The organism is Agrococcus beijingensis (assembly GCF_030758955.1).
Lineage (GTDB): Bacteria > Actinomycetota > Actinomycetes > Actinomycetales > Microbacteriaceae > Agrococcus > Agrococcus beijingensis.
On sequence record NZ_CP132360.1, the window covers coordinates 1576992 to 1596118 of the forward strand.

The 19127-nt window shown below is 71.1% G+C and carries 18 protein-coding genes; 7 read left to right on the forward strand and 11 right to left on the reverse strand.

Going from position 1 to position 19127, the window contains the following annotated elements:
• Positions 1-288: 288 nt before the first annotated feature.
• Positions 289-921, reverse strand: coding sequence for a DUF2461 domain-containing protein (locus tag Q9250_RS07585; protein WP_306231263.1), 633 nt, complete (start codon positions 919-921; stop codon positions 289-291).
• Positions 922-1048: 127 nt separating this feature from the next.
• Here Q9250_RS07585 and Q9250_RS07590 point away from each other — a divergent pair, with 127 nt between their 5' ends.
• Positions 1049-3649 carry a TrlF family AAA-like ATPase gene (locus Q9250_RS07590; protein ID WP_306231264.1) on the forward strand — a complete coding sequence of 867 codons (2601 nt, stop codon included), beginning with the start codon at positions 1049-1051 and terminating at the stop codon, positions 3647-3649.
• Positions 3650-3728: 79 nt separating this feature from the next.
• Here Q9250_RS07590 and mutM read toward each other — a convergent pair whose 3' ends face one another.
• The 5 genes from mutM to Q9250_RS07615 are packed head-to-tail and all read right to left on the reverse strand — an operon-like array spanning position 3729 to position 6998.
• Positions 3729-4649, reverse strand: a complete 921-nt coding sequence (gene mutM / locus Q9250_RS07595) for a bifunctional DNA-formamidopyrimidine glycosylase/DNA-(apurinic or apyrimidinic site) lyase (protein WP_306231265.1) — start codon at positions 4647-4649, stop codon at positions 3729-3731.
• Between the two features lies 1 nt (position 4650).
• A complete protein-coding gene (rnc, locus tag Q9250_RS07600) occupies positions 4651-5367 on the reverse strand; it encodes a ribonuclease III (protein WP_422665030.1) in 717 nt (238 codons plus the stop codon).
• A gap of 25 nt (positions 5368-5392) precedes the next feature.
• Complete coding sequence (gene rpmF, locus Q9250_RS07605) at positions 5393-5596, reverse strand: 50S ribosomal protein L32 (protein ID WP_306231266.1); 204 nt, start codon at positions 5594-5596, stop codon at positions 5393-5395.
• Between the two features lie 3 nt (positions 5597-5599).
• The gene (locus Q9250_RS07610) at positions 5600-6163 is read right to left on the reverse strand and encodes a YceD family protein (RefSeq protein ID WP_306231267.1); all 564 of its coding nucleotides are present in this window, start codon (positions 6161-6163) and stop codon (positions 5600-5602) included.
• Between the two features lie 46 nt (positions 6164-6209).
• Positions 6210-6998, reverse strand: coding sequence for a ZIP family metal transporter (locus tag Q9250_RS07615; protein WP_306231268.1), 789 nt, complete (start codon positions 6996-6998; stop codon positions 6210-6212).
• A gap of 155 nt (positions 6999-7153) precedes the next feature.
• On the opposite strand from Q9250_RS07615, the gene Q9250_RS07620 reads away from it, so the two are divergent.
• The 3 genes from Q9250_RS07620 (at position 7154) to secA (ending at position 11541) form a co-directional block, all read left to right on the forward strand.
• Positions 7154-7858, forward strand: coding sequence for a ComF family protein (locus tag Q9250_RS07620; protein ID WP_306231269.1), 705 nt, complete (start codon positions 7154-7156; stop codon positions 7856-7858).
• Between the two features lie 69 nt (positions 7859-7927).
• Positions 7928-8620 (forward strand): ribosome hibernation-promoting factor, HPF/YfiA family, encoded by a 693-nt coding sequence (gene hpf, locus Q9250_RS07625; RefSeq protein ID WP_306231270.1) that lies wholly within the window; start codon positions 7928-7930, stop codon positions 8618-8620.
• A 122-nt stretch (positions 8621-8742) separates the two neighbouring features.
• Positions 8743-11541 carry a preprotein translocase subunit SecA gene (gene secA / locus Q9250_RS07630; protein ID WP_306231271.1) on the forward strand — a complete coding sequence of 933 codons (2799 nt, stop codon included), beginning with the start codon at positions 8743-8745 and terminating at the stop codon, positions 11539-11541.
• A 21-nt stretch (positions 11542-11562) separates the two neighbouring features.
• Here secA and Q9250_RS07635 read toward each other — a convergent pair whose 3' ends face one another.
• Together Q9250_RS07635 and trhA are read right to left on the reverse strand one after the other, a co-directional pair.
• Positions 11563-12636, reverse strand: coding sequence for a trypsin-like serine peptidase (locus Q9250_RS07635; RefSeq protein ID WP_306231272.1), 1074 nt, complete (start codon positions 12634-12636; stop codon positions 11563-11565).
• A 58-nt stretch (positions 12637-12694) separates the two neighbouring features.
• Positions 12695-13450, reverse strand: a complete 756-nt coding sequence (gene trhA / locus Q9250_RS07640; protein ID WP_306231273.1) for a PAQR family membrane homeostasis protein TrhA — start codon at positions 13448-13450, stop codon at positions 12695-12697.
• A gap of 71 nt (positions 13451-13521) precedes the next feature.
• On the opposite strand from trhA, the gene uppS reads away from it, so the two are divergent.
• From uppS to Q9250_RS07655, 3 genes are all read left to right on the forward strand, one after another.
• A complete protein-coding gene (gene uppS / locus Q9250_RS07645; RefSeq protein WP_306231274.1) occupies positions 13522-14298 on the forward strand; it encodes a polyprenyl diphosphate synthase in 777 nt (258 codons plus the stop codon).
• Positions 14299-14489: 191 nt separating this feature from the next.
• Positions 14490-15827 (forward strand): RNA 5'-3' helicase PhoH2, encoded by a 1338-nt coding sequence (locus tag Q9250_RS07650; RefSeq protein WP_306231275.1) that lies wholly within the window; start codon positions 14490-14492, stop codon positions 15825-15827.
• Positions 15828-15934: 107 nt separating this feature from the next.
• Positions 15935-17008 (forward strand): winged helix DNA-binding domain-containing protein, encoded by a 1074-nt coding sequence (locus Q9250_RS07655; protein ID WP_306231276.1) that lies wholly within the window; start codon positions 15935-15937, stop codon positions 17006-17008.
• Between the two features lie 21 nt (positions 17009-17029).
• On the opposite strand, the gene Q9250_RS07660 is transcribed toward Q9250_RS07655, so the two are convergent.
• The 3 genes from Q9250_RS07660 to Q9250_RS07670 all read right to left on the reverse strand — a co-directional run.
• A complete protein-coding gene (locus Q9250_RS07660; RefSeq protein ID WP_306231277.1) occupies positions 17030-17818 on the reverse strand; it encodes an anti-sigma factor in 789 nt (262 codons plus the stop codon).
• Positions 17802-18404, reverse strand: a complete 603-nt coding sequence (locus tag Q9250_RS07665; RefSeq protein ID WP_306231278.1) for an RNA polymerase sigma factor — start codon at positions 18402-18404, stop codon at positions 17802-17804. The genes Q9250_RS07660 and Q9250_RS07665 overlap by 17 nt, the downstream gene beginning before the upstream one ends.
• On the reverse strand, positions 18401-19127 hold a 727-nt coding region (locus Q9250_RS07670; protein WP_306231279.1), incomplete at its 5' end, for a class F sortase. The genes Q9250_RS07670 and Q9250_RS07665, both read right to left, overlap by 4 nt.

A 19127-nucleotide genomic window follows, 5' to 3' on the forward strand; every position in this document is an offset into this window, starting at 1 on the left:
GGCCCCGCATCTCGACGCACCACAATTCCGTTTTGCAGGTGATCCGGCCCTCTCAAGGGCAATCTTCCCTCGCGGCGCGAAGATCACCTGCAGAACGGGAACCGGCGGCGAAGGGGCGCGGCCCCACCACCTAGGGACCATTCCGTTTTGCAGGTGATCCGGCCCTCTCGAGGGCAATGCTCCCTCGACCTGCCGAGATCACCTGCAGAACGAAAACTGGCGAGGGTCGCGGCGGCGAGAGCGAGGAGGCGAGGCGGCGGAGCGGCGTGGGACCAGCGCGGCGCCCGGTCAGCGCTTCGGCGCCACGTGCGCGACCGCCCAGCCCACCAGCGGCTGCAGGTGCTCGACCGTGTCGAACAGGGCGTCCAGCAGGTCTGGGCCGTACGCATCCGCCTCGTCGAGCTCGCGGCGTGCGGTGAGGAAGCGGTAGCGCAGCAGCGCGATGCGCGGGTGCTGCGGGTCGACGCCGCGCGGCGCCGTCTTCACCTGCTCGCCGCCGAGCGTGTAGCCGGCCTCCTCGAGGTCAGCGACGATCCCCTCCAGCTCGGCGCCGGGCGCGGCCGCCTCGACCGCGGCGCGATACGACTTCGTGAACGACGCGTCGCCGAAGAACCCGCCGCCCATCGAGACGCCCGTCGCGTCGAGGTTGAGGTACCAGCCGATGCCGGGCGCCCGCTGCGCGAACATGCCCTGGCGCGTCTTGTAGGGCGTCTTGTCGTGGCTGAAGCGCACGTCGCGGTAGGGCCGGTAGATCTTCACCGTGCTGGCGATCGGCTCGAGCTCCTCGGCGAGCGCCTCGAACGGGGCCTTCACCTGGCTCTCGTAGCGGTGCTTGTTGTCGAGCCACCAGGGCCGCTCGTTGTGCACCTCGAGCTCGCGGTAGAAGGCGAACGCGTCGGGGCTGAATCCTGCGAAGACCATCCTTCGAGCCTACGCGGCGACACTGTCCGGCCCGGGACGGCAGTCAGAGATGTCGGAGGCTCCCGATAGCCTCTGTTCAAGGCAATTTCCCTCACTTTGAGCGGACGCACTACAGATGAGGGGTGTCATGAGCGTTGGGGCACATTGGGTTCGAGCCGCGCTGCAGGTGAATCCGTACAGTTACGAGGGCCGCAACGCTCCGAAGAACCACTTCGACAATGAGGAGCACTACAACGCAAAACTCTTGGATGAGTGCGAGGCTCTAGGGATCACGTTGATCGCAATTACCGATCACTGGCGCGTGGAGTCGGCCGCGGGTCTTATCGACGCGGCCGAGACCCGCGGCATCGTGGCACTTCCCGGTTTCGAGGCCAACTCCTCGGAGGGCATCCACATCCTTGTCCTGTTCGAAGCGAAAACGCCGTTCACAACGATCAACGCGGCGATCGGGCGCTGCGGAGTGACACCGGGCTGCGCTAACGGCACCGTCGGAGACTCGTACGCGCTGATCATGGACCGGATGACTGCGGACGGCGCCCTGCCCATCCCCGCCCACGCCAACGTCAGCCCTGCCGGCATGCTCGCCACTCGGTCTGGACAGCCGCTCGCGACGATGATCAAGCACGCGGGACTGCACGCCATTGGAATCACCCCAAGCGTCGACAACACCAAGGACCAGCAGTCAATCGTGGAAGGAACCGGGCTCTTCGAACGCGTCCACCCGTTGGCCGTGATCCACGCCGACGACGTTATGGGCCCCCGGCAGCTCCGGACTGCCGGTGCTAGCTCCTGGTACAAGGTCAGCGCGCCCTCGCTCGAAAGCCTGAAGCTCGCGGTCCGTACGCCGCAGACGCGTGTGTCGCTCAACGACCCCGTGGCCAAGCCACGACCTCGCATCAAGAGCGTGTCCTGGGTCGGCGGTTACCTCGACGGCGTGAGCGTTCCCGTGTCTTCCGACCTCACAGCCCTCATCGGGGGCAGAGGCGCTGGCAAGTCCACGGTGATCGAGAGCATCCGCTACGCCCTCGACATCGAGCCGATCTCCACGCAGATGAAGAAGGACCACAAGAGCATCGTGGGCCAGGTGCTCAACGCCGGCACGATCGTCCGCATCGAAGTGGAAAGCGTGTCGCCGACGGTCCAGAGCTTCACCATCGAGCGCGAAGTTCCCCACCCACCGGTAGTCTTCGACGCATCCCGTGCGCGCACCAAGCAGACACCGGCCGACGCCATTGGCCAGGTCGAGGTGTTCGGGCAGCATGAACTGGCGGAACTCGCGAGCGATTCAGGGAGCATTGCCGAGCTCGTAAGGCGATTCGACGGATCGGACGGAGAGAATCCGGGACTCGCGGCGCTGCGCGTAGCGCTTCGCGATAGCCGGGCAGATCTCAAGCGCGCCGAGGAAGCCAAGTCGAAACTGGAGTCAGACCTCGAACTTGCGGATCGCCTAGAAGAGCAGGTGAGCCACTACGAGCAGACAGATGTGCCCGCAAAGCTCGCGGGCAAGCAACGACTTACCGAAGACGAGGCGGTGTTCAAGGAAGGATCGACCCGTCTGGCCACGGCCCACGCCAGCCATGAATCCTATCTGCGATCGGCTGCCGTGACCGATCTTGCGGCTCCACTGGACAACGTCGAAGGCGTGCCGCAGGCGGAGAGGCTCCAACGGGTGAGCGTAGCCCTGACAACGCTGCACAGCACTCTCGCAGACTTGGGCGCTCAGGCTGCTGCGGCTTTCCAGGCCGCGAAGGCGGAAATCGAAGCCGCCAAGACCGGATGGCAAGAAGCCACAGTCGAGGAGCAGGCCAGCTACGGGCAAGTGCTGCGCGAACTCACAGAAAAGGGGCTGGATCCCGGAAAGTTCGTCTCTACGAAGGCCGAGTTGACGAATCTTAAGGCGTCGAAGCCTCGTCTCACCGCGCAGAAGAACGAAATTAAGGATTTGAAGAAGCAGCGCGACAACTTGCTTGGCGAGCTTCGAAAGCACGAAACGAACGCAACGGAGCACCTGCACACGGCCGTTCGTTCGGCTAACGCTGCGACCGACGGCGTGGTCGTCGTCCGACCGGTCCCCGCACCTGATCGGACTCACATCCTCGATCTGATTAAGAGCCATACCAGCGGGCAGCGAACCCAGATCACGACTGCGGTGCTGTCGCCCGACTTCTCTCCCCGGGTACTGGCCGAAGCGATCCGTGGAGGCATCGACGAGCTGGATAAGCTCGACATCAAGGGTGCACAAGCTGTGAACCTGGTTGCGGCGGGAGAAGACCTAGCGCGCGAGCTTGAGGAACTCTCCGTCGGCCTCGCCGTGGAGGTGCTCCTTAAAGTCGATGGTGCAACTGCTCTGCGCACCATGGATCAGCTGTCGAAGGGCCAACGTGCAACAGCGCTCTTGCTGTTGCTTCTCGGCGCATCGGAAGCGCCGCTGATCATAGATCAGCCGGAAGACGACCTAGATAACAACTTCGTCTACAAGGGCGTCGTTAAACACCTTCGATCCTTGAAGGGCAAGCGACAGGTCATTGCCAGCACCCATAACGCTAACGTGCCTGTGTTGGGTGATGCGGAGTTGATCGTCGTGTTGGAGAGCGATGGCACCCATGGCAAGCCAGCGGATGGGGGCATCGGTTCACTTGACGATCGAACCATCCGATCCCTGGCTGAGAACATCCTCGAAGGTGGCCCGGCCGCCTTCAATGCCCGACATCACCTCTACGGCTTCTGATCGTGGAGTCAGTGAAGGACAGGCGTTCAGTCCGAGTTCCGCACCGCAGGCACGGCTGACCGTAACGCGTTTGCACCTCTCACCTGTCGGTGGAAGGAATGCCTCGGGGCCGCCGCTGGCAGCGCGGGCACCGCGTCGACGAGCGGTTCGCCCACGGCTCCCGCACCATCGTCGTGCCGCAGCGCGGGCAGGGCTGGCCGCCGCGGCCGTAGGCGTTCAGGCTGTGCTCGAAGTAGCCGGCCCGGCCGTTGACGTTGACGTACTGCGCGTCGAACGAGGTGCCGCCCTCGGCGAGCGCCTGCTCGAGCACGTCGCGCACGTCGGCGAGCAGCGCGAGCGCCCGCGCCTGCGTGAGCCGCTCGCCCGGCGTCGCGTAGTGCAGGCGGCTGCGCCACAGCGCCTCGTCCGCATAGATGTTGCCGATGCCCGACACGAGCGTCTGGTCGAGCAGCGCCGCCTTCACGCCCTGACGGCGCCTGCGCAGCAGGCGGGCGACGGCGGATGCGTCGAAGCGCGCATCCATCGGATCGAGCGCGATGTGCACGGCCTGGTCGGGCACCGCCTGCGCGACGCCCGTCGCGACGAGCGGCCGCACCGCGAGCCCGCCGAAGATGCGCTGGTCGGCGAAGCGCAGCTCGAGCGGTCCCCGACCGCCCGCGTGCAGCGACGGCTGGTCGAGGCTGATGCGGATCCGCGTGTGGCGGTCGGCGGCAGCGCCCGGCTCCCGCACCAGCATCTGACCGGACATCCCCAGGTGCGCGAGCAGCGCATCCGTCGGCCTTGCGCGGTCAGCGGGTGCGAGCGGGATCCAGAGGAACTTGCCGCGCCGCTCGGGCGCTGCGAAGGTGCGCCCGACGAGCGCGCGCTCGAAGTCGGCGGCGTCGCCGCCGTGGCGGGCGATCGAGCGGTGGTCGAGCACCTCGACGCCGTCGACGCGCGCGCCGGTGACCGCGGGCTCGAGGCCGGCGCGCACCACCTCGACCTCGGGCAGCTCGGGCACGTCAGCGGCCGGCGTCGAGCCGCTGGTGCGCGGCGAGCGCGGCAGCCATCTCGGCGACCTTCTTGCTGGTGCCTGCGCCCTCGGCGACCGCGACGTCGTCGAGCAGCACGGTGGCGGTGAAGCTGCGGGCGTGGTCGGGCCCTGCGGCCTCGACGACGTAGACGGGCGCTCCCCTGCCCTGCGCGGCGGCGAGCTCCTGCAGCGCCGTCTTCGGGTCGAGCGCGGCCCCGGCGCGGCCCGGGTCGTCGAGCAGCGGCCCGACGAGCCGCAGCACGAGGTCGGCGGATGCGGTGTGCCCGGCAGAGAGGAACGCCGCGCCGAAGATCGCCTCGAGCGTGTCAGCGAGGATCGACGCCTTCGCGGCGCCGCCGGAGGCCGCTTCGCCCTTGCCGAGCAGGATGTGCTGGCCGAGGCCGATGGTGCGGGCGACCTCGGCGAGCGCGACCGTCGAGACGACGCCGGCGCGGCGCTTGGCGAGCTCGCCCTCGGTCGCGTCGGGCAGTCGCCGGTAGAGCTCGATCGTGATCGCCTGGCCGAGGATCGAGTCGCCGAGGAACTCGAGGCGCTCGTTGTGCGGCACGCCGCCGTGCTCGTAGGCCCACGAGCGGTGGGTCAGCGCCAACACGAGGAGCTCGGGGTCGATGTCGACCCCGAGCTGCTCGAGCAGTCGGCTCATGACCGCGGGTGCCGAGCGATGCTGCTCCGTGCGGTCCGTCATGCGACGGCGATCCTCGTCAGAGGGATCAGACGTCAGCGACCTTGCGGCCCTTGTACTCCATGTACAGCGGGGTGCCGGCGGCGTCCTCGACGACCTTCGCGCGGTGCGGCAGGCTGTAGACGGTCTTGCCGCCCTCGACGGTCTTGACGAGCTTGGGCGCTTCGGCCTTCCACTGCGAACGGCGTGCACGGGTGTTCGACCGCGACATCTTCCTCTTGGGAACAGCCATTGCTCACTCCTTCTTCGACGCCTGGGCGTCATCATCCGACTCATCGTCGGCTAGTTCTTGTGCGAATCCCTGGAGGCCTGCCCATCGCGGATCGATGGACTCCTCCGGCACATGATCGGTGCCCGGCTCGAGCCGTTCCCCTGTCTCAGGATCGAGCCCTGAGCAGTCCGGTCGGTCGACCGGCTGGAACGGCAGCGCCAGCACGACCGCGTCCCTGACCACTGGAAGCAGGTCGACGTTCTCGTCGGCCACAAAGTAGTCGGATTCCGACGCACCATCATACGCGAACAGCTCGAGGAAGTCGACCTCGACGTCGAGGTCGAACTCGGTGAGGCAGCGCGCGCAGGTCGCGAGGGCCGTCGCGCTCGCCTGGCCGGTGACCAGGATGCCCTCGTGCACGCTCTCGAGCCGCACGTCGAGCTCGACGGGCTGCTCGGGCAGCACGGTGGCGAGGCCCTCGCCGACCTTCTCGCCGAACGGCGCCGTCGCCTCGACGTCGCGCATCCGCCCGGGCTTGTGCACGATGTCGCGCACGCTCAGCGTGAACGGGTGGAAGGAGGTGGCCATGCCTCCAGTCTAGATGGCGACGCGGATGCGTCGTGGCCGCGGGCGGTCAGGCGAGGGAGAGCACGAACGAGAGCACGAAGCCCGCGGCGGTGCTCATCGCGACGGCGGGCCCTCCGTGCTCGTAGGCCTCGGGCATGAGCGTGTCGGCGAGCGACGCGATGACGGCTCCCGCCGCGAAGGCCAGCGGGAGCGAGATCGTCTGCGGATCGGCTCCCGCCAGCGGGCCCGCACCCACCACGACCGCGACGACCAGCAGCACCGCGCACGCCGACCAGAGCGCGAGGATCCGCCCTCTCGGCATGCCCTGCGCGCGCATCGACGACGCGCCGACCAGCGCCTCGGGGAGGTTGGAGACGAAGATCGCCGCCAGCAGCGCGAGGCCGCCGGAGCCCTCGCCGAGCGCGATGCCCAGCGCCAGGTTCTCAGGCACGCCGTCGAGCGTGACGGCGGCGAGCAGCGCCATGCCCGCGGCCCCGCGCTTGCTCGCCTGGCTCGCTCGCGCGTCGGAGGCCGCCGCATCGGTGTCGAGCTTCGCGCTGCCGTTGTGCTCGTCGGCGGGAACGCCGGCGCCGGGCTGGGCCGCACGGTCGAGGAGGGCGCTCAGCACCGTGAAGACGAGCGCGCCCGCGAGCAGCCCGAGCGCGGCGCGCCAGATCCCGCCCATCTCGTACGCGTCCTCGAAGAGCTCGAACGAGAGGGCGGTGATGAGCGCACCGGCCGAGAACGACAGCAGGATCGCCAGCACGCGCTTGGGCAGCTCGAAGCGCACGCCGATCAGGGCGCCGACGATGAGCGCGCTCGAGGCGATGATGCCGAAGAGCAGCGGCTGGCCCATGCGGTCAGGGTAGGACCGCCCCGGCGCTTGCCGGCAGGTGGGTTCTTGGTCCTCGGCGCTCGCCGTCGGATTGGAGCGCCCGCGCGAATCGACCCCTGGGCTCGGCTTCTCCACAGCCCCGATTCCGTGTCAGTGGCCCGTGGTTGTCTTGCTGCATGGACGGTTGGGGCATCGATGGCGAGGAGTACATCGCCGCCGTGCGGGCTGGCGCGGTCGACCCGCACGGCAAGACGGCCTCGGAGCTGCAGGACGAGCTGGATGCGTTCGATGCCGACTGGTCGGCGCGTCTGGCGGCGCTGACGGAGGCGGAGCTCGACGAGGTGGTCGCGGGCCGCAGGGAAGTGCCCCCGCTCGCCCCGCCGGTCGAGTCGCCGGTCATCGCGGCGCTGCGGGCGGAGACGGCGTTCGCCGGCCGGGTGAAGTCGCTGCACGCGCAGCGGGCGCGGCTGGAGGCCGAGGAGCGTGAGCTCATGGCTGCGCGGTTCCAGGCGATGCTCGACGACCGCGGCGACTCGGCGATGGCGCTCAAGGAGACGGCGTCGATCCTCGCGGTCGAGCGCGCGACCGCGCTGCGGCGGGCGCCCGGCGGGGCATGGGGCGGCGGCGCGCAGAAGGAGCGCTCGGCCGAGGAGCGCGCCCTCGCCGCGCGAGGCACGCTCGTGCTGCCCTCGCGCGCTGCCGACGCGCTCACGGGGCAGGCGGTGGTGCTCGTCGACGACGTGATCACGAGCGGCGCGACAGGGCGCGAGGGCCTGCGGGCGCTGCGCTCGGCGGGCTGCGAGCCGGTCGCCCTGGTGGCCCTGGCGAGGACGCCGAAGCTGATCGTCGACCCATCGGCGCGGCCCCTGCCGTGGGGGTAGGGTGAGCGTCACGCAAGACGGCGCCGCAAAGCCGCTGGCGCCGAAGCCATACCAATTCGGGAGGCCAAGATGGACATCACATTCGGCGCCAAGGGCGCAGACATCACCGATCGGTTCCGCGCCTACGCGCAGGAGAAGCTCACGAAGGTCACGCAGCTGCTCCCGCGAGCCACCGCCCTCGATGTCAAGCTCACCCGTCACGCCGAAGCCCATTCCGCCACGGTCGGAGGTCGGGTGGAGATCACCGTGCACGGCCCCGGCTCCATCATCCGCGCCGAGTCCGACGGGCCCGACAAGTACATGGCGTTCGACTCCGCGTTCCACCGCATCATGGAGCGAGCGCGCCGCGTCCACGACAAGCGCCACGACCACAGCGCCCGCCGCCGCACCCCGCTGCGCGAGGCCGCGGCCAACGGCTTCGAGCAGGTCGCGATCACGCCCGCCGACCCCGCCGTCGTCGAGGCCGTCAGCACGGGGGCCATCCCCACCGTCGAGTCGGGCCCCGAGCACGAGGCCGAGACCTCCTGGTCGCCCGTGGTGATCCGCCAGAAGCGGTTCCCCTCGAAGAAGATGAGCGTCCGCGACGCCGTCGACCAGATGGAGCTCGTCGGCCACCCCTTCTACCTGTTCGTCGACGAGGCGACCGGCGACTGCGCCGTCGTCTACCGCCGCAAGGGCTGGTCCTACGGCGTGATCACGCTCGACGACACCATCTCGCAGCCCACCGAGGTCGACACCGGTGAGGAGCGCGCGGCCTCCTGAGCATCGCAGAGCGGCGTCCCGGGCTCGCCTGGGGCGCCGCTCGGCTGTCATTGCTACGATGGGCAGTCGGTTATCGAACCGTTATCTTTGACCGTTCCCCCAGTGCACGGGAGGCACCCTTCGTGGCCAACTTCTTCGAGAACATGCTGCGCGCCGGCGAGGGCCGGCTGCGACGCCGCCTCGAGCGCATCGCCGCCGACGTCGCGAAGCTCGAGGACGCGTTCGAGGAGCTCACCGACGAGGAGCTGGCAGGCGAGACCGCCGAGTTCCGACAGCGCTACGCCGATGGCGAGCCGCTCGACGTCATGCTGCCCGAGGCCTTCGCGGCCGTCCGCGAGGCCGCGAAGCGCACGCTGGGCATGCGCCCCTACGACGTGCAGGTGATGGGCGCAGCAGCGCTGCACCTGGGCAACATCGCCGAGATGAAGACGGGTGAGGGCAAGACGCTCGTCGCCCCGATCGCCGCCTACCTGAACGCGATCGCCGGCAAGGGCGTGCACGTCGTCACGGTCAACGACTACCTGGCGAGCTACCAGTCGGAGCTCATGGGCCGCGTCTTCCGGGCGCTCGGCATGACCACCGGCTGCATCATCGCCGGCCAGACGCCCGAGGTGCGCCGCGAGCAGTACGCCGCTGACGTCACCTACGGCACGAACAACGAGTTCGGCTTCGACTACCTGCGCGACAACATGGCCCACTCGAAGGAGGCCATGGTGCAGCGCGACCACGGCTTCGCGATCGTCGACGAGGTCGACTCGATCCTCATCGACGAGGCCCGCACACCGCTCATCATCTCCGGCCCCGCCGCCGGCGAGGCGAACCGCTGGTTCGGCGAGTTCGCGCGCATCGCCAAGCGGCTGCGGCCCGATGTCGACTACGAGGTCGACGAGAAGAAGCGCACCGTCGGCGTGCTGGAGCCCGGCATCGAGCGGGTCGAGGACCTGCTCGGCATCGACAGCCTCTACGAGTCGGCGAACACGCCGCTCATCTCCTTCCTGAACACCGCGCTCAAGGCCAAGGCGCTGTTCAAGCGCGACTCCGACTACGTCGTGATGAACGGCGAGGTGCTCATCGTCGACGAGCACACCGGCCGCATCATGCAGGGGCGCCGCTTCAACGAGGGCATCCACCAGGCGATCGAGGCGAAGGAAGGGGTGCAGATCAAGGCCGAGAACCAGACGGTCGCGACGGTCACCCTGCAGAACTACTTCCGCCTCTACGAGAAGCTCGCCGGCATGACCGGCACCGCCGACACCGAGGCCGCCGAGTTCATGGCGACCTACAAGCTGGGCGTCGTGCCGATCCCGACGAACAAGCCGGTCAAGCGCGACGACCGCCCCGACCTCGTCTACGCGACGGTGGAGGGCAAGTTCAAGCACGTCGTCGACGACATCGTCGAGCGCCACGCGGCCGGCCAGCCCGTGCTCGTCGGCACGACCAGCGTCGAGAAGAGCGAGTACCTCGCGAACCTGCTGTCGAAGGCCGGCGTCGCGCACGAGGTGCTGAACGCCAAGAACCACGCCCGCGAGGCGGCGATCATCGCGCAGGCAGGCCGCGTGGCCGCGGTCACCGTCGCCACCAACATGGCGGGACGCGGCACCGACATCATGCTCGGCGGCAACGCCGAGCACCTCGCCGTCACCCGCATGCAGGAGCTGGGCCTCAGCCCGTCGGAAACCCCGGACGAGTACGAGGAGCGCTGGGACGAGGTCTTCGCCGAGGTGAAGGCCGAGGTCGCCGCCGAGGCCTCGAAGGTCGTCGAGGCCGGCGGCCTCTACGTGCTCGGCACCGAGCGCCACGAGTCGCGCCGCATCGACAACCAGCTGCGAGGGCGCTCCGGCCGTCAGGGCGACCCGGGCGAGAGCCGCTTCTACCTGTCGATGCAGGACGACCTGCTGCGCCTGTTCGGCGGCTCGGTGGCGCAGCGCTTCCTGGCGGTCGACGCCGGCGAGGACGAGATCCCGCTGGAGTCGAAGATCTTCACCCGCACCATCCGCTCCGCGCAGGGCCAGATCGAGTCGCGCAACGCCGAGATGCGCAAGAACGTGCTGAAGTACGACGACGTGATGAACCGCCAGCGCGAGGCGATCTACTCCGACCGCCGCCACATCCTCGACGGCGACGACCTGGCCGGCCGGGTGCAGGGCTTCATCGAGGGCACCATCCGCGACCTCGTCGCCACGCATGCCGTGGGCGGCGACAGCGACGAGTGGAACCTCGAGGCGCTCTGGAGCGAGGCCAAGACGATCTACCCCGTGAGCATCGGCATCGACGAGGTGGTGGCGGAGGCGCCGCGCCTGACCGCCGACTTCCTCTACGAGCAGCTCGTCTCGGACGCCAGGATCGCCTACGAGCGGCGCGAGGAGTCGCTCGGCTCGCCCGCGATGCGTCTGCTCGAGCGGCGCGTCGTGCTGTCGGTCATCGACCGCAAGTGGCGCGACCACCTGTACGAGATGGACTACCTGCGCGAGGGCATCGGCCTGCGCACGATGGCGCAGCGCGACCCGGTCGTCGAGTACCAGAACGAGGGCTTCGCGCTCTACCAGCAGATGATGGCAGCGATCCGCGAGGAGTCGGTGCAGTTCTTGTTCAACCTCGAGGTGAAGGTGCAGCAGGGCCAGAGCCCCGAGGCGCCCGCCATCGAGGGCGGCGGGCTCGAGGTGCCCGAGGACGACACCACGGCGCTCACCTACTCGGCGCCCGACGAGGACGGCGAGGCGTCGGTGCTCGACGCCAAGGGCAAGGAGCTCGGCGCCGCGACCGCGAAGGCGCGCACGAAGAGCGGCAACCCCGCGGTCGCCGCGGCCGCGCAGCCCGGCGGCGGCAACCGCCAGCAGCGCCGCGCCGCCGACAAGCAGGCGAAGGCGGCCCCGAAGAAGGTGGGCGCGTTCGGCCAGGTGGAGGACGACGAGCAGCGCTGATCGAGGGCGGGCGCCTCGCCGCTAGTCGTCGAGGCGCTGCAGGCCGTTCCAGGCGGTGACGCCGAGCGGCGGGCCGAAGGCGCCCGAGTCGCCCGCGTTCGAGTAGACCGCGGTGATGTGCCCCGCGCCGGTCGCCGCGTCGAGGTTCGAGACGAACGCGGCGCCCGAGGCGCCGTCGCCCATGCCGCACTCGGTGCCGTAGTTGGGGTCGCCGCCGCGGCCGTAGTCGAGGCGCGCGTCGGCGCAGTAGCGCAGCACCTCGGCGTCGAACGGCGCGTTGCCCGGGTACCCGGCCAGCAGCACGCCGTTCGTCTCCGCGGTGAAGCTCACGCCCTGCCCGCCCACGGCATCCTCGAGCGTCTGGCTGTCGCGCGGCGCGAAGCGGATGAAGCCGAAGTCGAAGCCCATCCAGCCGTTGTCGTCGGCGCCGTCGAGCCAGCGCTCGTTCGACTCGAGGTACTGCTGGGGCACCCACCACGACTCGGCGACCCAGGTGCCGAACGGCGCCTCGCCCCGCTCGTAGCCGGGCGAGAAGGCGATGCGGTCGTACCAGTCGCGCGTCTCGTCGTCGAAGATGCAGTGGGCTGCCGTCAGCACCACGAGGCCCGAGTCGCTGTTGATGACCGTGCCGCTGCAGCTGAACGTCGCCGCGGCGCTCGCGAGGTCGAGCCGGCCGGAGGTGGTCAGCAGCAGGTTGTCGCTGCCGCGGTGGTCGACGCCGGGCAGCAGCTCGTCGCCCGCATCGCTCTCCGGCACGGCGATGCCGCGCGCGACCACGGGTGCGCCATCGGTGGGCGGCAGCACGCGGTCGACGGCCGCGTCCGGCAGCAGCCCGGTGCCCGTGCGACCGTCGAAGCCGGCGTACATCGCGCCGGTGTCGGCGGCCGTCTCGTCGCCCTCGGTGATCGGCTGGTCGGGCTCGACGGCGCCCGCGCCGCCCGGCCGCGGGTCGCTCGTCGGCGCGGGCGGCGGCATCGGCGTGACGGGCGGCAGCGTGATGCGGCCCGGCAGCGGCGGCGGCAGCAGGATGCAGCCGCCGACGCTCAGCGCTGCAGCCGCGACGGCGACGACGGCCCAGGCTCGGGCGAGGCGCATCGCACCACGGTAGGCGGATGCGTCGGGTGACGGCTGAGAGCGCACCCCGCGTCTGCGCTCAGGCGGGCGGGTCGACCGCGACGAGCAGGATCGCCGTCCAGTGGCAGGCGAAGGCGATGAGCGTGCAGGCGTGGAAGATCTCGTGGAACCCGAAGCGGCCGGGGAAGGGGTTGGGCTTCTTCAGGCCGTAGGCGACCGCGCCGACGGTGTAGGCGAGGCCGCCGGCGATGACGAGCGCCGCGGTGACCGCGTTCGCCGCCCAGATCTGGCCGAGGAACGCCACCGCGGCCCAGCCGAGCGCCAGGTAGATGGGCACGTACAGCCAGCGCGGCGCGTGCAGCCAGAAGATGCGGAAGGCGATGCCGAGCAGCGCGCCGCCCCAGATGACGGTCAGCAGGATCCAGTCGGTCGGGGAGGGCAGGGTCAGCAGCGCGATCGGCGTGTAGGAGCCGGCGATCAGCAGGAAGATGTTGGCGTGGTCGAGCCGCTTGAGCACCACGCGGGTGCGCTCCTGCCAGTGGAAGCGGTGGTAGACGGCCGAGACGCCGAACATCAGCACGCACGAGGCGGCGTACACCGCCGTCGACACCGTGGCGACCGCGCCGTCGGCGACCGTCACGAGCACGATGCCGAGGATCAGGGCGAGCGGCGCCGTGACGGCGTGGATCCAGCCGCGCCAGCTGGGCTTCTGCTCGACCTCGGCCTCCGCGATCTCGTCGCCGGCCGCCTCGATGAGCGGCAGGTGCGGCACGGCGTCGTCGTCGGCCGGATGCGCTGCGTCGGCGGCGGAGGAGGGCTCGGGCTGGGCGGGCATGGGTACAGCGTACGGCGTACGCAGTGCCGTGCCCAGCATGCGCTCCGCTCGACTGGCGATAGATTCGTCGGGTGCGACTGCGCAGCGCCCCGGGTTCCAGGCTCGTCTACCGCTACTACGAGCGGCGGCTGAAGCGCGACCTCGAGGCGGGCGCCACGCCCCGCCACATCGCCATGATCATCGACGGCAACCGCCGCTGGGCGCGCGAGCAGAAGCTCGCCAGCGTCGGGCACGGCCACCGCGCCGGCGCGGCGAAGCTGCACGAGTTCGTCGACTGGAACGCCGAGATCGGCGTCGAGGTCGTCACCCTCTACCTGCTCTCGCGCGACAACCTCACGGGCCGCAGCGGCGACGAGCTCCACGAGCTGTGCGAGATCATCGCCGACCTCACCGACGACCTCTCCCGGAAGCCGGGCCGACGCATCCGCCATGTCGGTGACACGCGGGGCCTGCCCGAGCCGCTGATCGCGACGCTCGAGGGCGCGGTCGCCCGCACCGCCGACCAGCAGGGCATCGTGGTCAACCTGGCCGTCGGCTACGGCGGCCGGCACGAGGTGGTCGAGGCCGTCAAGCGGATCCTCGTCGAGGCCGACGGCGAGTCGCCCGCCGCGATCGCCGAGCGCCTCACGCCCGACCTGCTCGCCGACCACCTGTCGACCGCCGGCCAGCCCGATCCCGACCTGGTGATCCGCACCTCCGGCGAGCAGCGGCTCAGCGACTTCATGCTGTGGCAGAGCGCGCACAGCGAGTTCTACTTCGTCGAGGCGCTCGGCCCCGACCTGCGCGAGGTCGACTTCCTCCGCGCGGTGCGCGCCTACGGGCAGCGCGAGCGCCGCTTCGGGCGCTGACAACCTTCAAGGTCTCCTCCAGGTGAACACTGGATGCACTCGGTGTGTCTTCCGGTGCCGGCCATAGGGCTCGCGGCTACATTCGGCCTTGTCGGGCAGTTCCGCCCGGCGAGCGAGCGGCCATCGCGCCAGCGAGCGACACGAGGAGGCGACGGCCGCGTGATCCGACTTCGGTCGGAGAGGAGCGTCACGTGCCTGAACTCGCCACCACCCCCGTCAGCGGATCCGCCGAGGCCACCGGCCTCGAGACCCGCCAGCGCACGTACGTGCTCGACACGAGCGTGCTGCTGTCCGACCCGGGGGCGATCCACCGCTTCGCCGAGCACTCGGTCGTGATCCCCGTGATCGTGATCGCCGAGCTCGAGAAGAAGCGGCACGATCCCGAGATCGGCTACTTCGCGCGGAAGGCGCTGCGCAACCTCGACGACCTGCGCGTCGCCCACCAGCGGCTCGACTTCCCCGTGCCCACCGAGGGCGGCGGCTCGCTGCGCGTCGAGCTGAACCACACGAACCAGCAGGTGCTGCCGAGCGGCCTGCAGCTGGGCGACAACGACTCGCGCATCCTGGCGGTCGCCTCGAACCTCGCCGGCGACGGACTCGACGTCTGCGTCGTCTCGAAGGACATGCCGATGCGCGTCAAGGCCGCGTCGATCGGGCTCTCGGCCGAGGAGTACCTGGCCGAGCAGGCGGTCGACTCGGGCTGGACCGGCACCGAGACGCTGGCGCTGTCGGGCGAGCAGATCAACCGGCTCTACGAGGACGAGCGGCTGTCGACCGCGCTGGTCGAGCGGATGCCGCTCAACACCTGCCTGGTGATCTCGTCGGAGCGCGGCTCGGCGCTCGGCCGCGTGACGCGCAAGGGCGAGATCTCGCTGGTGCGCGGCGACCGCGACGTGTTCGGCGTGCACGGCCGCTCGGCCGAGCAGCGGCTCGCGATCGACCTGCTGCTCGACAACGAGGTCGGGATCGTCTCGCTCGGCGGCTCGGCCGGCACCGGCAAGTCGGCGCTCGCGCTGGCCGCGGGGCTCGAGGCCGTGCTCGAGCGTCGCCTGCACAAGAAGGTCATCGTCTTCCGCCCGCTCTACGCGGTCGGCGGCCAGGAGCTCGGCTACCTGCCCGGCGACAAGGACGAGAAGATGAACCCCTGGGGGCAGGCGATCTACGACACGCTCGGCGCGCTGGTGAGCGAGAACGTGCTCGACGAGGTGGCGGCGCGGGGCATGCTCGAGGTGCTGCCGCTCACGCACATCCGGGGCCGCTCGCTGCACGACGCGTTCGTGATCGTCGACGAGGCGCAGTCGCTCGAGCGCAACGTGCTGCTGACGGTGCTCAGCCGCATCGGACAGAACTCGCGGGTGGTGCTCACGCACGACGTCGCGCAGCGCGACAACCTGCGCGTGGGTCGGCACGACGGCGTCGCGAGCGTCATCGAGACGCTGAAGGGCAACGACCTCTTCGGCCACATCACGCTGATGCGCTCGGAGCGCTCGCGCATCGCGGCGCTGGTGACGAGCCTGCTGGAGGGCTGAGCCGGGCGGCACACTCCGCGCGGACCCGTTCCCGCCCTCGGCCTGGGCCCAGGACGAGCCGGCTGGACGGGTCCGTCCGCGTGGGCGGCCGGCACTACGGTGAGCGCATGCGCTCGATCACCGCTGCCTCGATCACCGCTGCAGAGGCGAGGCGGATGCGGCTGGTCGCGCACGCGTTCGGCGCACCCGGGCGCACCCCCGCGCAGGCGGTCGCGCGCATGGTCGCCGTGCAGGGGCAGGATCTGCCGGCCGTGCTGCGGGCCATCGCGATCCGCTCGGCGCCCGGCACGACGCTCGACGACGTGCGGGCGGCGTTCGACCGCGGCGAGCTCGTGCGCTCTTGGGCGATGCGCGGCACGCTCTTCGTGGCGACGCCCGCCGACCTGGCCGTGCTGCACGCCGCGACCGCCGGGCGGATGCGGCCGCAGGAGTGGCGCATGTGCGCGGTGCGCGGCATCGACGAGGCCCTCGCCGACCGTGCCGCCGAGGTGCTCGTGGGGCTGCTCGACGCCGGGCCGACCGCGCGGCCGGCGGTGCTCGACGCGTGGCAGGCCGCCGGCATCGACACCGGCGGGGGCCGCGGCTACCACCTGCTGGCGCTGCTCGCCTACGACGGGCTCGTGCGCTTCGGGCCGTTCGACGGCGCCGCGCAGCTGCTCGTCGGCGGCGCGGCGCCGGCCGTGCCCGATCCGCAGGCGGCGCTCGACGAGGCGCTGCTGCGCTTCGCGCTCGCGCGCGCCCCGGTGCGGCCCGACGACGCCGCCTGGTGGCTGGGGCTGCCGAAGCGCGCGATCCGCGCCTCGCTGGAGCGCGCGACCGGGAGCGACGGCAGCGGCGCGCTGGAGCGGGTGCTGGTCGGCGACGAGCCGATGCTGGTGGCGGCGGGCAGCGAGCCCGGCAGGCGCGCGGGCGTCACGCTGGTTCCCGGCTTCGACGAGTGGCTGCTGGGCTACCAGGATCGCTCGCTCGTCGCGAGCCCGGCGGCGCTGGCCGCGATCGTGCCCGGCGGCAACGGCGTCTTCCGGCCCGCGGTGCTCGTCGACGGTCGCGTCGTGGGCAGCTGGCGCTGGCCCGCCGGCGCCGGCCGCGACGGCCAGCCGCTGCTCGAGCTGGTCGAGCCGGTCGCGGCGGGCACCGCGGCCGCCATCGAGCGGGCGCTGCGGCGCTGGCCGCACCGCTGACGCGGCGGGGCGCTCGCGGCCTCAGCCCTCGAGCGCTCCGCGCCAGATGCTCGCGCCGCTGTGGGTCGGATCGCCGTCGTAGGGCTCGATCGACACGTCGACGATGGGGTAGGCGGCGAGGTCGAGGTCGGCCGGCAGCGCGAGCCGCGTCTGGGCGCGATCCATCACGCCCAGGCTCACCATCTGCTGCGCCTGCGCATCCAGCAGCCAGACGTCGAGGTACCCGTCGACCTGCGGCAGCGCATCCGCGTCGACGATCAGCAGCCGCTGGCCGTCCTGCTCGACGACCTCGGCGCGGGCGCTCGTGACGGTGGGCGCGAGCGGGCCGAGCGGGTCAAGCACGGCCTGCGCGACGTTCGCCGACGGGGCCGGGCCGTTCAGCTGCGCGACGACGAGCACCGCTGCGGTCGCCGCGACGGCGGCCGAGGCGGCGCACGCGGCGATGAGCGCGCCGGCGCTGAAGCGGCGGCGACGGCGGCGTGCGACGTCGATCGACGTCACGGGCGCATCGGCCGGCCGAGGCTCGCCGGCAGCGGCGTCGCCCGCCGCCGCACCCACTCCCGCGTCCACGGCCGCGGCGGCGCCAGCGAGGCCGGGCTCCGCGGCGATCTCGGCGGCGATCCGCTCCCACACGCCGGCGGGCGTCGGCAGGGGAGCGACGTCGACGTGCCGGTAGTGCGCGGCCGCCGCGCGCAGCGACGCGACCTCGTCGTGGCAGGCGAGGCACGCCTTCAGGTGGGCGGCCTCGTCGGGCGCGGGCTGCTCGCCGAGGGCGAGCGCGGCCAGCGCGTCATCAGGCAGATGCTGCATGCGTCTCCTCCCATCGGTCTCGCAGTCGGCGCAGCGCGCGCGACAGGTGGCTCTTCACGGTGCCGACCGGCATCGACAGCGTCTCAGCGATCCAGGCGGTCGACCGGTCCTCGATGACGGCGAGCCGCACGATGGTGCGCTGGGGCTCGCCGATGTGCTCGAGCTCCTGCTGCACCGTCATGGCATCCTCCACCGCATCCATCACCGGATCCCCCTCACCGCGCTCGAGCGCCCCGGCGAGCGTCTCCGGATCGACGGCGAGCTCGCTCGCCGAGCGCAGCCTCCAGTGGTCGGCGATGCGGCGCCGGGCGATCGTGACGATCCAGGCGCCCAGCGGCGCGACCGCCGGGTCGTAGGCGTCGCGCGAGCGCCACACCGACACGAAGGTCTGCTGCACGACGTCCTCCGCGTCGTGCGCCGGCATCGCCCGGCAGGCCAGCGCATAGACGAGCCCGCCCCAGCGCTCGTAGACGAGTCGCAGCATCTCGGGCGAAGGGTCGGCGGCGAAGGCGCGCGAGAGCCGGTCGACCTCGCCAGCATCCTCGCCCGACACGGCCGAAACGTACCACTCGCGCTGCTGGGTCACGGCGCATCGGGCACGGCCGTCACGACGATGTTGTCCTCATAGGCGCCGGCGGCGGCATCCCACTCCCCGCCGCACGTGATGAGCCGGAGCACGTGCTCGCCGTCGCGCGCGAAGATCGCGTCGAGCGGCAGCTCGTCCTTCGAGAACTGCTCGACCGCGGTGATCCGGAAGCCCAGCAGCCGCCCGGAGGCGGTCTCGATCTCGACGACCTCGCCGGCCTCGGCGCTCAGCAGCTCGGCCATCGGCGCGCGGCCGCGGTCGCTGTCGACATGCGCTGCCAGCACCGACGATCCCTCCTCGGCCCCGGGCTCCGGCCCGAAGCGGTACCAGCCGACCTCGCGCACCAGCTCGGGCACATCCATCTGCCCGTCGTCGCGCACGCCCACGGGCACGACGTCGAGGCCGATGCCGACCGAGGGCACCCGCACCCGCGTGGGGGCATCGATGGCTGCCGAGGCGGTGACGGATGCGTCCTGGCGGCCGACGCTCGTGGGCACCGGCACCGCCGTGCTCACCGGAGCAGTCGCGCCCTCTGCGGTCGCGGCCGGCGCCGTCGGCTCGGCGCTCCACGACGGCTGCACGACGCTGCCGCTGGTCGGCGCCTCGGCCCGCAGCGACTGCGGGATCAGCTGCCAGACGCCGATCGCGGCTGCGCCGAGCGCTGCGGCGGCGGCGAGCAGTGCGACGGTGCGCCGCCGGGCCGCGCGCCGAGCGGGGGGGGGG